Raw genomic sequence first — 15242 nt, forward strand, 5'->3', positions numbered from 1 at the left:
AGGCCGGTTGCGGATTTCGGTTGTTCCAGTCGAATGACCGAATCGTGCGCAGCTACCTTTACTTTTTCAATGCCACTTTTTGGCAACTTCAGTTCCGATTTGGACACCCGACATCCAGCTGCACGTCGATCCAGCCGCGCAGGCTGTTCAGAAAGGCAATGCCCTCCGCGAGCGCCAGTTCTTCGACCCGAATGATCTTCTCGGCGATCCTTCCTGCCGCCAACGTCTGTGCCCGGCCGATGCCCGGAAGGATCAGCTCGAAAGCCGCCAAGGCAATGCTTGCCAGTGCACAGGTCCCTCCGGATTTGCGGCCAGGCATCGCGCCAAGGCGGCATGGTCGGTCTTACCGCCCGTCGTGCGTGGCCAGTCGGCACAAACATAGACCCGGCGTGGCGCCTTGTAGGGCTCCAGGCGAGCCCTGCACCAGTCTGCGAGGGTCGCGCGATCGATGGGCTGAACCAACTCCAGTACCGCCACCGCATGCATGCCGCGAACTCCATCGGGCACAGCCTGGACCGAAGCTGCCGCAACGGATGGATAGTCGGCCAGGACCTGCTCCACTTCCTCGGGGAAAAGGTTTTTTCCTTGTACGACGAACATGCGCTGCTGCCGGCCCAGCAGGTGGAGCAGACCGTCGGCATCGAGGTGGCCCATGTCGCCCACGGACAGCCACTCGCCGTCGCGCAAGGTCGTCGCACCGCGAACCAGTGAGGGTGTCACATAGTCTGTGAACACCATGGGGCTTCGCACATAGATCAATCCCGGGGACGCATCGGGATGCCGAATCTTCGCGTGCCCCACCCACCGGATCGATGCGCAGCTGCACACTCGCAAACGGCCGCCCCACGGCCGTCGCTGGCAGGTCGACACGGCTATCAGTCCAGGCGATGAAGCTGGTCTCGGAAGCGCCATAAAACTCGACGATGCGTGCGTTGGGAAAGAGCGCCTGCAACTGAGGAATGCGGGCGCGCGGCCATGCTGCGCCCCCGATCATCACCAATTGAGTCATTTCGATGGGCCGAGGGTCGTTGCGGTGCGCGTGCTCGAGCATCAGGATGAGCTGGCTGGGCACGACGATGAGACTTCGTGCATCGCCCCGACGAAACGTCTGGAGCGCGGCGTCGGCGGAGATGCGCGATTGCAGGCGCACCCCCGCTCCGCTCCACAAGCCCATGAGTGCACCCAACAGGAACAGCGAATGCGAAAGGCGTCCTGGCGCCAGCAACGGGGTGCGCACAGCCGGACCGAATGCTTCGAGGCAGGCCTCGAAACTGCTCGTCCACGAGCGGTGGCTTCGCACGAAGCCCTTGGGGACGCCCGTGCTACCAGACGTGAAGCCCACGTAGAACGAGCCCGGGGGAAGCGTCAGGTCGCTCGTCGGCGCCCCGATGGACGATGCGGCCAACAACTCTGTGACCTTGCATCGCAACTCTGGTGACCAGTCGGGATCGCCGACCGCGGCGGCATGTCCTGCAGCGAGGATCCTCAGAAAGCTGACGAGTTGCTCGCCCGGCGTTCCTGCGTCGTCGACCCACACGGGTGATGGTGCAATCGGTCGGGACCTTGATCGCGCGGTGGCGTCGATCTGATCCCAAAGCGCCTCAAAGCTCACGCGCATCGATCCATCGTCGATGGCCGTCGCCTTCGGCGTGCGGGCGGCCCAGTAAGCGATCGGTTCGTGAACTGTTTCGAACTCGGGCGGCGCAGCAAGGCCTGCAGCGCCACCGGCGAACGAGCGCTCGCTCGCATGATCTGGATCCAGCATAGTCAAACGGCGCCGGCAGCCCTCACTCGGCCAAGCGCCAATGCGGCAAACCGCGCACCACCGTCTGCACGACGACTGCGCAGATGGCGCATTTGAGCAGGTCACCCGGGATGAACACCGCGCTGGCCAGTGCGGCATGCTGGACGGAGAGCTTGGCGATCAACGCGAGGCCGGCAATGCCGAAGACATAGACGACGCCGATACCGCCAACCAGAGCCGAAACGAAGGCGCCAGCCAGCAGCGCGCGGCCTCGAAGGTGCGACAGTCGGCGCATCACAAAACCACTCGCCGCCGCACCGAGCGGCCATCCAATCAGGAATCCGGCCGATGGCGCGACGAATACGCCCAAGCCGCCACGTCCCCCGGCCAGCAGCGGCATCCCCAGCGCTACCGCAAGCAAGAAGAGGCCGACCGCAAGGGAACCGCGCCTTGCGCCAAGCAGGCAGCCCGCCATCATTACTCCTAACGTCTGTAGGGTGATCGGGATACCGAGCGGCAAGTCGATCTTGGGGATCATCCCCATGACTGCGATCGACGCAGCGAAGAGCGCGACATGCGCGAGAGTGCGGGACGAAGTGGTGGAAGGCGCAATTGTCATGGTGATCGCATATGGGTTGAAGGTTGGATCAAGTTCTTGAAATGGTGATCGCCTCAGGGCCGAGATGGGCGTCTAGCGTGTCGACAACGCGCTCCGACGACTGCTGCTTGCGCACCACCTGAGGTGCCAGCGCACCAGATCGACTCGGTGCGAGGCGCCGTGGGCGTCGTCTGGTCGCTGTCATTGCCCATGGAAGATGGGATGCCCCATACGCGGCAACGACCCAAGGGTCAGTCCGTCGTTCGAGTTCAATGGCGACCCGATCAAAAAGACGCGATTCTTTCCGCGCAGCGCGGGCGGAAAAACGGCAACCAGTCACCTTTATCGGTCGCTTGGCCAAGTTGTAGACGGGTTCATTCCGCACTTGCGCCTCGCATTCCCTTTGCGCCTACAGCTCACGCTGAATCAGCAGCTTCTGGATATCCGAAGTGCCTTCGTAGATCTGGCACACCCGCACATCGCGGTAGATGCGCTCCAACGGAAAGTCGTTGACGTAGCCGTAGCCGCCCAGCGTCTGGATCGCGGCGCTGCACACGCGCTCGGCCATCTCGCTCGCGAAGAGCTTGGCCATGGCTGCTTCCTTCAGGCACGGCAGGCCGGCATCGCGCAGGCTGGCCGCGTGCCAGATCAACTGGCGGGCCGCCTCGATCTGCGTCGCGCATTCTGCGAGCCGGAAGCCCACTGCCTGCTGGTCGAAGATCGAACCGCCGAAAGCCTGCCGCTCCTTCGCGTAGTGGACCGCGAACTCGAAGGCACTGCGCGCCATGCCCACGCTCTGTGCGGCGATGCCGATGCGCCCGCCTTCGAGCGCGCCGAGCGCGATCTTGTAGCCCTCGCCTTCCTGACCGATCAGGTTCTCGGCCGGGATGCGGCAGCCGTCGAAGTTGATCTGCGCGGTGTCGCTCGAATGCTGCCCCAGCTTGTCTTCCAGACGCGCGACGTTGTAGCCCGGTGCATCGGTCGGCATGATGAAGGCGCTCATGCCGCGCTTGCCCGCGCCCTTGTCGGTGACCGCGATCACGATCGCGACCTGCCCGTTCTTGCCGCTGGTGATGAACTGCTTGACGCCGTCGATCACCCAGCCGCCATCACCGTCCTTGTCCTTGCGCGCCGTAGTGCTCAGCGACGAGGCATCGCTGCCCGCCTGCGGCTCGGTGAGGCAGAAGGCGCCGAGCATTGTGCCCTGCGCGAGCGGCTGCAGCCATCTCTTCTTCTGCGCCGCATTGCCGTAGCGCATCAGGATCGCGTTGACCGGGCAGTTGGTCACGCTGATCGCTGTGCTGGTGCCGCCGTCGCCAGCAGCGATCTCTTCGAGCACCAGCGCGAGCGTGAGGTAGTCGAGCCCCGCGCCGCCGTCTTCCTCCGGCACGCAGATGCCGTAGGCGCCCAGCGCCGCCAGGCCCTCGTGGGCCGCCTTGGGAAAGCTGCGGTCGCGGTCCCATTGCGGCGCGTTCGGCCACAGCTCGGCCTGCGCAAAGGCGCGCACGGCTTCGCGGATGGCTTCCTGGTCAGGTGTCAACAGCATGGCTTAGATCAATTCAATAGCCACAGCGGTACCCTCGCCGCCGCCGATGCACAGCGTCGCGACGCCGCGCTTCTTGCCGCGCTGCTGCAGCGCATGGATCAGCGTCACCATGATGCGCGCGCCGCTCGCGCCGATCGGGTGGCCGAGCGCGCAGGCGCCGCCGTTCACGTTGACGATGTCGTGCGCCACCGACAGCTCGTGCATCAGCGCCATCGGCACCACCGCGAAGGCCTCGTTGACTTCCCACAGGTCGACGTCCTTCACGCCCCAGCCGGTCTTCTTGAACAGCTTGGCGACCGCGCCGACCGGTGCGGTGGAGAACCACTCGGGCTGCTGCGCGTGCGTGGTGTGGGCGACGAGGCGCGCGATCGGCTTCGCGCCGTACTTCTTCGCGGTGCTCTCGGTCATCATCACCAGCGCGGCGGCACCGTCGTTGATCGACGAGCTCGACGCGGCGGTGATCGTGCCGCCATCCTTCTTGAAGGCCGGCTTGAGCGTCGGGATCTTGTCGACCTTGACCTTGCCCGGACCTTCGTCGATCTCGATCACCGTCTCGCCGCCGCGGCCCTTGACGGTCACTGCAGCGATCTCGGCCTTGAAGGCGCCCGACGTCGTGGCCGCCTTCGCGCGCTCCACGCTGGCGATCGCGAACGCATCCTGCTGCTCGCGCGTGAACTTGTACTTGGCCGCGCAGTCCTCGCCGAAAGTGCCCATGGAGCGGCCCGGCTGGTAGGCGTCTTCCAGGCCGTCGAGCATCATGTGGTCGAAGATGCGGTCATGGCCCATGCGGTAGCCGCCACGGCCCTTGAGCATCAGGTAGGGCGCGTTGGTCATGCTTTCCATGCCGCCGGCCACCATCACCTCGTGCGTGCCCGCGAGCAGCATGTCGTGCGCCATCATGGCCGCCTTCATGGCCGAGCCGCACATCTTGCTGAGCGTGACCGCGCCGGCGCTGTCGGGCAGGCCACCCTTGTAGGCCGCCTGCCGCGCCGGCGCCTGGCCCTGGCCCGCCATCAGGCAATTGCCGAAGAGCACCTCGCCCACGCTGTCGGCGCTGATGCCCGCACGCTCGATGGCAGCCTTGATCGCCACGCCGCCGAGGTCGTGCGCCGCGAGAGAAGAAAAGTCGCCTTGGAAGCCGCCCATCGGGGTACGGGCTGCGCCGAGGATAACAATGATTTCAGACATGGCATTCCTGATGAGTTTTGGGTTTGGGATATGGCCTACCTCGGAGCCAATCTGATTGCGCCGTCAAGGCGAATGACTTCGCCATTCAGCATGTCGTTCTCAATGATGTGTTTCGCTAGCTTGGCGTAATCCGCAGGAGTGCCAAGCCGCGAGGGGAACGGTACGCTGGCAGCCAATGCGTCCTGGACCTCCTGCGGCATGCCGAAGAGCATTGGCGTGCCAAAGATCCCGGGCGCAATCGTCATGTTGCGGATCCCAAGCCGCGCCAGATCGCGCGCAATTGGTAGCGTCATCCCGACCACACCACCTTTGGATGCGCTATATGCGGCCTGTCCAATCTGTCCGTCATAGGCCGCAACCGAGGCGGTGGAGATCAGCACCCCACGTTCTCCCGTCGGCTCGGGCTCGTTCCTGGACATGGCGTCTGCCGCGAGGCGGATCATGTTGAAGGTGCCAAGCAGATTGATCATGAGTGTCCTGCTGAAAACATTCATGGCGTGCGCTCCGTTCTTGCCCACTGTCTTCTCGGCTGGTGCGATGCCGGCGCAGTTGACTAGGCCGCCCAACTTGCCTAGTGCTAAGGCGGTAGCCACTGCGGCCATACCGTCGGCTTCCTGGGAAACGTCGCACTTCACGAACACGCCGCCGATGTCATGCGCGACGGCTTCTCCTCTGTCAGTCTGCATGTCTGCAACCACGACCTTGCCGCCGTTGGCGGCAAGCATGCGTGCCGTGCCTTCGCCAAGGCCAGAGGCCCCGCCCGTTACAAGAAAGACGTTCGTATCAATTCTCAATTCATGCTCCTTTGGTTTCTAGCTGCCACGCGGTGTTCAAGATTGCGGCGATGCACCTCATGCTGCGAGCCCATGACGCTCTCAGCTGAGGACCATCATCTGACGCCTACTGCCCGAGCAGCGAAGGTTCATCGCTCACACGAACTTCCAGTCACGCGCGTATTCGACGTCTGAGGGTCGCTCGACTACAAGAACGTCGAGTCGAATATCAGCCGAACCGGGCCTGATCGTTTGCAAGCCAATCATTGGGGTACCTCGTTCTGAAATCTTGTCCTGCACCTGCCGAAAACCATCTTCCCCACCGTGATGCAGCACGGCATTGAAGTTCGCAATCGTCCAATCATCTACCAGACGAATCCATTGGCTTACCGCGTCAGGCAACTGAGCAACTAGCATCACGGCGCTGTTTGCAGGCCATATCGCCATGGAACCCACCGCCAAGACAGCAGCAAGTTGCGTGAGGCGATCCTCGTCTGATTCGGCAAGGCATAAGACGCCCTGGCATGGATAGGTCCGGAGAAGCATTTGCTCGCCGTCTCGCCCTTCAACGGTACGCAGGAGGGCGCTTGGCGAAAGCCGTCCAAATCGCTCACAGTCCAAAGCCAGTTCGATCCGATAAGTTTCAATCGCCCAAGAGGCCAATGCGGCGAGCGCCGAAAAGTCCGTTGCGGGACTCCTGGCCCCAACGGCAGACCCCGCATCTTCCATAGCTTTCCCCGCTGCGATCCTGACCCAACCGGAAAGGTTCTGTATCAAACATCCTGTCGGCAGCCTTCGTGCGAGGCGCGCCGAATCGCTGCCAACCTGCGCGTCGCCCGGGACGTGGCCCGTTATCGACCACAGGACCAACTCAAATGAAACGTGTCTGCAAGAACTCACGGGTCCGGCGATAGAGATCGACACGGTTCACCTCAAGAGCCATGGAATGGGTACCGCGCGCGAGTACCTCCAGCCGCTTGTAAGAGGCCCCTTTCAGACGCGAGAAGATCTCCTGTGCCATGTAGGCCGGCGTATCCACATCCCATTCCCCCACCAGCAGCAAAGTCGGCGATGAAATACTCTCAGGGGTATAGGTTGCCTGACCTGCAGACCAGACATCGACCAAGTCTGCCATTACGCCATTGGGTGCCTCCACCGATTCGCTTGACTCGTCATCATTCCCCTGAACGTTCGCAAGCGCCCGCCACCAACCGTCGAACTCTGCACGTGGCATCAATTGCTCAGCCACGTCGGGCTCCAAGCCGCGTACCCATCGTCGTCGCGCTTCGGACTTCGAAATGCTGCGATATGCGCCAAGAAGGTCCCCACTCTGTAGCAAGGTTGGCACTGCCGACGTCATCCAGCGCGACATTGCCGACACTGGCGAGTTTCGAATAATCCACAACGGTGAAACCATTACGATGTGTCGCACAAGCTCACCGTATTTTGAAGCGAATCCTCCGGCGATCGCAGTGCCCCATGACCATCCGACCAAGTTCACCTTGGACCTCGGGGTGCGCGCGCGAACAAAATCGACCACAGCCTTCAGATCTGCTATGGCATCAGGGGTACGCGCATAGGGAAGTCCACGACGACTTCCCTCGCCGAACTCCGCAGGGCGCGAAGACAGCCCGTAGCCCCGAACGTCGAACGAATACGCATCAAACCCGTGCACCGCCATGTAGTCAAGCCACGATCCGCCACCAAACATGGCATGGTCGAAAACGACTGTGCCCGGATAAGTAGCGCCATGAACGAATATGACGACAGGGTGTTCGCCGCGAGGCAAGTCACCTGCCAAGCGCTTGTGCCGGAGGTGAATGGTAACGGCTGGATCAATGCCGGGTACACGAAAGTAATCCACCGCTACCTTGGGCAAAGCGGTGCGGAAGGGTCCGTTGGCGTCGAAGTTCCTCATTGAAATCAGCCCTGAGGAACCTGCTCAACCACGTAAGAACCCGGCGCGGGCTCCAACGCCGGCCACGTATCAGTTCCGAGTTCTTTGGGTGCCGCAATCTGCCTATCATCGATTCTCGAGACCCAACTACACCATTCGGGCCACCAGCTCCCTTGCCGACGCTCGGCACCCTCCTTCCAAGCGTCCGGACCCATGGTTCTCGGCCCATTCACCCAATAACTCTTTCTGGATTTCGCCGGATGGTTGATCACCGTTCCAGAGACATGCCCACCTTCTGTCAAGAGAAATTCTGAAGGACCGGATACCAGCTCCAACGCCAATAGCGTGGTCCGCCATGGCACGATGTGATCTTCACTCGCGGAGACAAAGAGGCACGGTACATCGATCTTGCTTACGTCCATCTTGCGCCCGCGTAGGGAAAGAGCGCCAGGCACACGCATCAAATTCTTCAAGTACATGTTTTCGACATAGTACTGATAGAGGTCAGCAGGAATGTTCGCGGTATCGCTGTTCCAGTACAGAACGTCGAACGGCGGGATGTTGTCACCGAGCAGGTAATTGTTAACGTAAAAGTTCCAGATCGAATCATTTGCATGGAGCATCGCCATTGCCTTAGCCAAATCCTGGCCTGGCATCACTCCTTTCATCCGCACTCGGGGCTCGAAGGCACAGACCTGCGGCTCGTCGATGAAGATGCCAACCTCGCCGTGATCTGAATAATCAACAAGCGTTGTCAGAAACGTGGCAGATGCGACTCTCTTCTTCTCGTTTGGATTCATTACGCCGATCGCCGACGCAGCCAATGCTCCCCCGATGCACCATGACATCAGATTTACCTTGGCCGAATCTCCTACCTCGCAAGTTAACTCCACTGCCTTGTGCACGCCATCGAACACGTAGTCGGCCCAACTGTGATGCGTCTCCCCAGCGCGTGGGTTCCTCCAGGACATAATGAAGACGTTGTGCCCTTGCTCGAGCAGGAACCTAACGAACGACTTCTGCTCATTCAGGTCAAAAGCATAGAACTTGTTGACGCACGGGGGCACGATTAGCAACGGAACCGCGTTGACTCTCGTCGCCAAAGGCTCGTACTGGATGAGTTGGAATATCTCGTTCTGATAGACCACCGATCCGGAAGTAGGCGCCAGATTTTTCCCGACCTTGAAGGTCTCCATGTCACTGGTCGCCGGCAGCGCATTCCTTTGCAGATCTTGAAGCATGCGCGTGACACCGATCAAGATGCTTTCACCTCGGGTGTCCGCCGCCCTTTGTATAGCCTGCGGATTGGTCAGGAAGTAGTTCGAAGGCGAGAGCGCGTCGATGGCATACTGGACGTAAAAGTTCCAGACGCTCTTCTGGTGTGGCGGTAAGGCTGTTCCAAAGTTCCCGATTTCCTTCGCCGTGCGCGCTGCCGCCTCATACCATTTGAGCAGGAACTGTCCATACGGCGTAGCTGTCCACGAAGGGTCTTTGAATCTGGGATCATCTGACAATGGACTGGCGGCAGTTTCATCGGAACGGAACTGCGATAGCCAAGTTCTGGCCCAGTTGTCAAACAGACGCTGCAAGCTCTCGGGATTCATGACGGTTCGTCCTACTTAGAGCAAATCGGCCAAAGGGTGCGGTGGCTGAAGGAACGACTGGACATAGCTCTCACTGACTTCCTCAAGCGTGCCCGGCCGCCATCGCGGATTACGGTCTTTGTCAATGATCAAGGCACGGATACCTTCAGCGAAATCGCCGAACCGGGCGCAGGCCACCGACACGTGATACTCAAGACGAAGCACATCGGCCATGGACATGTGCAACACGCGTCGCCAAAGTGCAAACGCCAACGCCGCGGACGTCGGTGAGCCCTTGACGAAGTTCGTCGCGGCGCCCGAAAGCCAGGTGTCCTCATCCTGAGACAAGATCTGCAGCCGACGAGCGAGATCGATAAAGGTGTCATGGCCGACTATCGAATCGATGAGATCGAAGTGCTTTCGAATGTTCGATTCAGCAAGCTCGCCGTGCTCCGAATGGTCGAGCACGATGTGACTAAGCTGTGCCGAGTTCCGTTCGGTGTTGTCGAACCACTTTGAACCTGCAATGGCCGTCAATACGTGTTCCTTCTGTTCTTGAGGAACCACAAAATCGGTTAGACCTACGAATCGAGAATCGGCTGCATTTATGGACGCACCTGTCAACGCCAGAAACAAGCCAGACTTTCCCGGTGACCGACGCAAGAACCAACTCCCCCCAACATCCGGGTAGAGGCCTATTGAGATCTCCGGCATTGCCAGTCGCGTTCGCGGCGTGGCTACGCGATGCGACGCCCCTGCAAGGAGCCCTATTCCGCCGCCCATCACAATTCCGTGGGCCCAACAAAGAACTGGCTTTTGGTAAGTATGAATCTGGTAGTCGAGGCGATATTCCCGCTCAAAGAACCTGGCCGCTTCCAGCGGGATTTCCCCTGGTGGAGTTTCCTTCATTGAAGCATAGAGCAACTGAAGATCCCCGCCGGCACAAAACGCTTTGTCCCCCACAGAGTCGATCACGACTCCGGCGATGTTGGCGTCGTCCGCCCACAGTGAGAGCATCGGACCCAGGCGGTCGATCATCTCAAGCGATAGCGCGTTGAGCGTGGCAGGCGAGTTCAGCGTCGCATGGCCAAATCGTCTGCCACACGCAGTCGAGATCTCATTGAACAACACGCTGCGTTGCATTTCACTCTTCCGAAACCATCAGCGATTACGCCATTGCGGAGCCCGCTTGCCCAAGAACGCGCCCACGCCTTCCCGTTGGTCCTCGGTATCAAAAAGGTCAACGAATGCCTCCCGCTCAGCGGCCAATGCAATGTTGGGCGACTGGGTGCGGGCACTTTGAATGAGCTTCTTGCATGCTGCAACGCTGGTCGGGCTTTGCCGCTCCACTGACTTCGCCAGCTCCAACGCACGCTCAAGCGACTTTCCGCGTGGCAGCACCTCTTCAACCAATCCCAGACGAAGCGCAGTCGGGGCATTCACGCGCTCCCCGCAAAGGACCATTCGCTTGGCCCAGCTCTCGCCGATATTCCATGCCAGCCATTGCGTTCCGCCCGCGCAGGGCAACAGGCCGACCGCCGCCTCTGGCAGAGCCATCTGCGCGTGTTCTTCGCAGATGCGCAGATCGCAGGCCAGGGCGCATTCGAGCCCGCCCCCCATCGCAAACCCGTTGATTGCCGCGATGCTCAAGCCGCGAAAGTTGGCAAGAGCTTCGAAGGCTTCACCGAAGCGGCGCGCCATGCTGCGTGCGGTCGCCTTGTTCCCGTCTGCAAATGCTTTGAGATCAGCGCCGGCAGAGAAGAATTTTTCTCCGTCGCCTGTGATGATCAAGCTATAGATATCAGGGTCGCGCTCCAGGTCACCGACAAGCTTTGTCAGTGCCGAGAGACTTTCTTGCGTCCAGGTATGGGCAGGTGGATTTCTAAGGGTGACAAGCGCTACATGTCCGCGCTTTTCAAGATCGAGACCTATATATTCCGACATTCGATTCTCCAAAAGGTGCAGCGCATGCACGAAATCCATTCATACGGATCCGAACTCGTGTCCGTACTGCCCGCTGAGGGAGGGACCTCACTCGGAACGCAGTTCAGCTTCTGTTCTGAAACAACTTGATGACGCTAGAGAAGTCCGATGCGCCGTGGCCCGTTAGGCTGTGGGCGGCGTACAGGTTGCGCGCCAGACCGCCGAGAGGCGTGGACGCGCCTACAGCCGCTGCGTTCTCCTGCGCCAAGCCAAGGTCCTTCAGCATCAGGTCGGTCCCGAAGCCGCCGACGTAGCCCTTGGAAGCCGGCGCGTTCTCCATCACACCCGGCAGCGGGTTGTACTTTTCCAGCGCCCAATTTCCGCCCGAGCTACGGCGCATGATCTCCGACAACACTTTGGGGTCTAGGCCGTTAACCAAACCCAGCGCGATGGCCTCGGAGGTGCCGATCATCAGGACACCCAGGAGCATGTTGTTGCAGATCTTGGCCGTTTGGCCTGCCCCCACTTCGCCCGCGTGGAAGATGTTCGAGCCCATTTTCTCGAGCAATGGACGTGCGCGTTCCAGGTGTGAAGCGTGCCCGCCGACCATGAATGTCAGGGTGCCGGCAATGGCGCCGCCGGTTCCGCCCGAGACAGGTGCGTCGATGACCGCAATGCCGCGTTTCTCGCCCGCCTTCGCGACTTTGCGCGAGCTGGAGGCAGCAATGGTGCTGCTGTCGATGACCAACGTCCCTGGGGCAATCATCTCCAAGAGGCCCGGCGCGCTTCCATCTCCAAGATAGAGCGCTTCGACATGGTGGCTGGCAGGAAGCATGCTGACCACGACATCCACATCAGGCAAGGCAGCAGCAGTGGCTGATTCGGCAATGCATACGCCTTGGCCTCGCAAAAGATCGCAAGCTGCAATCGACAAGTCGAAGGCACGCACCTGGAATCCAGCTTTGTGCAGGTTGAGCGCCATCGGCCCACCCATATTGCCCAATCCTACAAATGCAACTTTCACGACGCTCTCTCCGAGGAATTATCTGTAAGCCAAACGTCAGCGAATATCGCCCGCGTCATCTGGCTCGAGAAGTTTTCGCGCAACGATCACGCGCATGATTTCGTTGGTGCCTTCGAGGATCTGGTGCACGCGGGCATCGCGAACCAGCCGCTCGAGCGGAAATTCGCTCAGGTAGCCGTAACCGCCGTGCAGTTGCAGCGCGTCGTTGCAGACCGTGAAGCCCGCATCGGTCGCAAAGCGCTTGGCCATCGCGCAATAGGTGCTGGCGTCGGCATGGCCGGCATCGAGCTTGCTCGCGGCCAGCCGCACCATCTGGCGTGCCGCCACCAGCTCGGTCGCCACGTCCGCCAGCTTGAACTGCAGCGCCTGGAAGCTCGCCAGCGGCTTGCCGAACTGCTGCCGCTCATGCAGGTAGCGCCGGGCCGCGTCGAGCGCGCCCTGGGCCGCGCCGACCGAGCAGGTCGCGATGTTGATGCGCCCGCCGTCGAGCCCCTTCATCGCGATGCGGAAGCCCTCGCCTTCGCTGCCGAGCAGGTTCACGGCCGGCACCCGCACGTTGTCGAAATCGATGGTGCGCGTGGGCTGGCTGTTCCAGCCCATCTTGTGCTCCTTCTTGCCATAGCTGATGCCGGGCGCATTGGCCGGTACCGCCAGTGCCGAGATGCCGCCCGCGCCGCCGCCGCCGGTGCGCGCCATCAGCACCAGCACGTCGGTCGACCCGGCGCCGGAGATGAAGGCCTTGCCGCCGTTGATGACGTACTCGTTGCCCTGCAGTTCGGCGCGCGTCTTGAGCGAAGCGGCATCCGACCCGGCACCGGGCTCGGTGAGGCAGTACGAGGCCAGCTTGCGCCCGCTGGTCAGGTCCGCGCCCCAGCGCTCGCGCACGGCCGGGCCGCCCCAGGTGCCGAGCATCCAGGTCGCCATGTTGTGGATGGTGATGAAGGCCGTGGTCGAGGGATCGACCGCGGCCATCTCCTCGAACACCAGCGTGGCATCGAGGCGCGGCAGCGCCAGCCCCTCGATGCTTTCAGGCGCGTAAAGGCCGCAGAATCCCAACTCGCCCGCCTTGGCGATGGCGTCCTTCGGGAAGATCGCCTCGGCGTCCCAGCGCGCCGCATGCGGCGCGAATTCGTGCCGTGCGAATTCGCGCGCGGTCTGGGCAAAGGCGCGCTGCTCTTCGGAAAGCTCGAAGTCCATGCGTACGACCCTACTTGAGGCTGATGGTCGTGTTGACGCCGTGCGCGGTGCTGTCGTCGAACCAGCGCTCCGTGACCGTCTTGGTCTGCGTGTAGAACAGGATCACCTGCTTGCCGTACGGGCCCAGGTCGCCGAGCTTGGAAGCGCGCGAACCCGTGAACGAGAACATCGGCACCGGCACCGGGATCGGCACGTTGATGCCGACCTGGCCGACATCGATGTCTTCCTGGAAGCGGCGCGCCGCGGCGCCCGACTGCGTGAAGATCGCGGTGCCGTTGCCGTTCGGATTGGCGTTGATCATCTCGATCGCCTCGTCGATGCTCTCGGCGTTGGCCAGGCACAGCACCGGGCCGAAGATTTCCTGCTCGTAGATCGTCATGCCGGGCTTGACGTCGGCGAACACCGTCGGGCCGACGAAGTTGCCCTTCTCGTAGCCGGGCACCGTGGGCTTGCGGCCGTCGAGCGCCAGGGTCGCGCCATCGGCCACGCCGCGTTCGATCAGGCCGTTGACACGGTCGTAGGCCGCGCAGGACACCAGCGGGCCGACGTCGACGCCCTTCTCGGTGCCGGCGCCGATCCTCAGCGTCTTGGCCTTCTCGACCAGCTCGGGTACCCACTTCTGGGCCTCGCCGACCAGCACCGCGACCGACACCGCCATGCAGCGCTGGCCCGCGGCGCCGAAGCTCGCGCCGGCCAGTGCGTTGAGGGTCTGCTCCTTGTTGGCGTCGGGCATCACGATGGCGTGGTTCTTCGCGCCCATCATGCATTGCACCCGCTTGCCGGCCAGCGTGGCGCGGTTGTAGACATGGGTGCCGACCTTGGTCGAGCCGACGAAGGAGATCGCCTTGATGTCCTTGTGGTCGCAGATCGCGTTGACCACCGCCTCGCCGCCGTGCACGACGTTGAGCACTCCGGCCGGGATGCCGGCTTCGAGCGCCAGTTCGCACAGGCGCATCGTGACCATCGGGTCCTGCTCGGAGGGCTTCAGCACGAAGGTGTTGCCGGTGACGATCGCCATCGGGAACATCCACAGCGGGATCATCGCCGGGAAGTTGAAGGGCGTGATGCCGGCGCAGACGCCGAGCGGCTGCATCACCGTGTAGGTGTCGACGCCGTTGGCGACGTTGTTGGCCATCTCGCCGAGCTGCAGGTTGCCGATCGCGGCCGCATGCTCGACCACCTCGAGGCCGCGGAACACGTCGCCCTCGGCATCCGGCAGGGTCTTGCCCTGTTCGGCCGTGAGGATCGCGGCCAGCTCGGCCATGTTCTCGCGGATCAGTTGCTGGTACTTGAGGAAGATGCGGGCGCGAGCGCCGATCGGTGTCTTGCGCCAGGTCTGGAAGGCTTCCTTGGCGGAAGCGACCGCGGCATCGACCTCGGCCGGCGTCGCGAACGGCACCTTGGCGAGCAGTTCCTGCGTGGCCGGATTGACGATGTCGCGCCATTCGGTGGCCTTCGACTCGACGAACTTGCCGCCGATGAGCAGCTTGACGGTAGCGACCTTTGTCGCGGGCGTGGTGGTGGCGTCCATGAACCTTGTCTCCTGAGAAGCAGTAGATGTGCTACTGACGTCCTTGATGCTAGCGCCGCGCAATTAGCTAAACAATGAACAGAATTGCATCCGGCATCTGCAGAATTGCAGGCCGAACCCGTTCAGCAGCACTCCGAAGTCGATGGCGAATCTTTCCCGAATGAGGGACTTGCGCCGAACGACTGCTTTTCCAGTAGTAGCCCCTGGTTGCCATTGAGAGTGCTCCCGCACTATTGAC

The 15242-nt window shown here is 61.8% G+C and carries 14 protein-coding genes and 1 pseudogene; all 15 read right to left on the reverse strand.

The genetic code is table 11. The annotated features are described in order from the left end of the window. Positions 1 to 88: 88 nt before the first annotated feature. Positions 89 to 271 (reverse strand): aminotransferase class IV, encoded by a 183-nt coding sequence (locus WKW77_RS24560; RefSeq protein WP_340359512.1) that lies wholly within the window; start codon positions 269 to 271, stop codon positions 89 to 91. Continuing rightward, positions 253 to 738, reverse strand: a complete 486-nt coding sequence (locus WKW77_RS24565; RefSeq protein ID WP_340359513.1) for an AMP-binding enzyme — start codon at positions 736 to 738, stop codon at positions 253 to 255. The genes WKW77_RS24560 and WKW77_RS24565 overlap by 19 nt, the downstream gene beginning before the upstream one ends. A 130-nt stretch (positions 739 to 868) precedes the next feature. Further along, positions 869 to 1903, reverse strand: a pseudogene (locus WKW77_RS24570) (AMP-binding protein); the annotation flags it as partial. Continuing rightward, positions 1788 to 2363, reverse strand: a complete 576-nt coding sequence (locus tag WKW77_RS24575) for a biotin transporter BioY (protein WP_340359514.1) — start codon at positions 2361 to 2363, stop codon at positions 1788 to 1790. The pseudogene WKW77_RS24570 and the gene WKW77_RS24575, both read right to left, overlap by 116 nt. A gap of 388 nt (positions 2364 to 2751) precedes the next feature. After that, complete coding sequence (locus WKW77_RS24580; protein WP_340359515.1) at positions 2752 to 3888, reverse strand: acyl-CoA dehydrogenase family protein; 1137 nt, start codon at positions 3886 to 3888, stop codon at positions 2752 to 2754. Positions 3889 to 3891: 3 nt separating this feature from the next. Then, the gene (locus tag WKW77_RS24585) at positions 3892 to 5076 is read right to left on the reverse strand and encodes an acetyl-CoA C-acyltransferase (RefSeq protein WP_340359516.1); all 1185 of its coding nucleotides are present in this window, start codon (positions 5074 to 5076) and stop codon (positions 3892 to 3894) included. Positions 5077 to 5111: 35 nt separating this feature from the next. Next, the gene (locus tag WKW77_RS24590; RefSeq protein ID WP_340359517.1) at positions 5112 to 5870 is read right to left on the reverse strand and encodes a 3-hydroxyacyl-CoA dehydrogenase; all 759 of its coding nucleotides are present in this window, start codon (positions 5868 to 5870) and stop codon (positions 5112 to 5114) included. Between the two features lie 135 nt (positions 5871 to 6005). Then, positions 6006 to 6395 (reverse strand): hypothetical protein, encoded by a 390-nt coding sequence (locus WKW77_RS24595; protein ID WP_340359518.1) that lies wholly within the window; start codon positions 6393 to 6395, stop codon positions 6006 to 6008. A 325-nt stretch (positions 6396 to 6720) separates the two neighbouring features. Then, complete coding sequence (locus WKW77_RS24600) at positions 6721 to 7767, reverse strand: alpha/beta hydrolase (RefSeq protein ID WP_340359519.1); 1047 nt, start codon at positions 7765 to 7767, stop codon at positions 6721 to 6723. 5 nt (positions 7768 to 7772) lie between these two features. Further along, complete coding sequence (locus tag WKW77_RS24605) at positions 7773 to 9350, reverse strand: PHA/PHB synthase family protein (protein ID WP_340359520.1); 1578 nt, start codon at positions 9348 to 9350, stop codon at positions 7773 to 7775. Between the two features lie 15 nt (positions 9351 to 9365). Continuing rightward, positions 9366 to 10472 carry an enoyl-CoA hydratase/isomerase family protein gene (locus WKW77_RS24610; RefSeq protein WP_340359521.1) on the reverse strand — a complete coding sequence of 369 codons (1107 nt, stop codon included), beginning with the start codon at positions 10470 to 10472 and terminating at the stop codon, positions 9366 to 9368. Positions 10473 to 10490: 18 nt separating this feature from the next. Beyond that, positions 10491 to 11273 (reverse strand): enoyl-CoA hydratase, encoded by a 783-nt coding sequence (locus tag WKW77_RS24615; RefSeq protein ID WP_340359641.1) that lies wholly within the window; start codon positions 11271 to 11273, stop codon positions 10491 to 10493. A gap of 103 nt (positions 11274 to 11376) precedes the next feature. Next, positions 11377 to 12276, reverse strand: coding sequence for a 3-hydroxyisobutyrate dehydrogenase (gene mmsB, locus WKW77_RS24620; RefSeq protein WP_340359522.1), 900 nt, complete (start codon positions 12274 to 12276; stop codon positions 11377 to 11379). Positions 12277 to 12312: 36 nt separating this feature from the next. Continuing rightward, the gene (locus WKW77_RS24625) at positions 12313 to 13473 is read right to left on the reverse strand and encodes an acyl-CoA dehydrogenase family protein (RefSeq protein ID WP_340359523.1); all 1161 of its coding nucleotides are present in this window, start codon (positions 13471 to 13473) and stop codon (positions 12313 to 12315) included. 10 nt (positions 13474 to 13483) lie between these two features. Beyond that, complete coding sequence (locus tag WKW77_RS24630) at positions 13484 to 15004, reverse strand: CoA-acylating methylmalonate-semialdehyde dehydrogenase (protein ID WP_340359524.1); 1521 nt, start codon at positions 15002 to 15004, stop codon at positions 13484 to 13486. Positions 15005 to 15242 lie beyond the last annotated feature (238 nt).

The organism is Variovorax ureilyticus (assembly GCF_037889935.1).
GTDB classification, from domain to species: domain Bacteria; phylum Pseudomonadota; class Gammaproteobacteria; order Burkholderiales; family Burkholderiaceae_C; genus Variovorax; species Variovorax ureilyticus.

Excerpts from the sequence above, each read along its gene's own strand:
- WKW77_RS24565 (WP_340359513.1), bottom strand. The coding sequence starts at position 738 with ATGGTGTTCACAGACTATGTGACACCCTCACTGGTTCGCGGTGCGACG.
- WKW77_RS24575 (WP_340359514.1), bottom strand. The coding sequence starts at position 2,363 with ATGACAATTGCGCCTTCCACCACTTCGTCCCGCACTCTCGCGCATGTC.
- WKW77_RS24580 (WP_340359515.1), bottom strand. The coding sequence starts at position 3,888 with ATGCTGTTGACACCTGACCAGGAAGCCATCCGCGAAGCCGTGCGCGCC.
- WKW77_RS24585 (WP_340359516.1), bottom strand. The coding sequence starts at position 5,076 with ATGTCTGAAATCATTGTTATCCTCGGCGCAGCCCGTACCCCGATGGGC.
- WKW77_RS24595 (WP_340359518.1), bottom strand. The coding sequence starts at position 6,395 with ATGCTTCTCCGGACCTATCCATGCCAGGGCGTCTTATGCCTTGCCGAA.
- WKW77_RS24600 (WP_340359519.1), bottom strand. The coding sequence starts at position 7,767 with ATGAGGAACTTCGACGCCAACGGACCCTTCCGCACCGCTTTGCCCAAG.
- WKW77_RS24605 (WP_340359520.1), bottom strand. The coding sequence starts at position 9,350 with ATGAATCCCGAGAGCTTGCAGCGTCTGTTTGACAACTGGGCCAGAACT.
- WKW77_RS24610 (WP_340359521.1), bottom strand. The coding sequence starts at position 10,472 with ATGCAACGCAGCGTGTTGTTCAATGAGATCTCGACTGCGTGTGGCAGA.
- WKW77_RS24615 (WP_340359641.1), bottom strand. The coding sequence starts at position 11,273 with ATGTCGGAATATATAGGTCTCGATCTTGAAAAGCGCGGACATGTAGCG.
- WKW77_RS24625 (WP_340359523.1), bottom strand. The coding sequence starts at position 13,473 with ATGGACTTCGAGCTTTCCGAAGAGCAGCGCGCCTTTGCCCAGACCGCG.
- WKW77_RS24630 (WP_340359524.1), bottom strand. The coding sequence starts at position 15,004 with ATGGACGCCACCACCACGCCCGCGACAAAGGTCGCTACCGTCAAGCTG.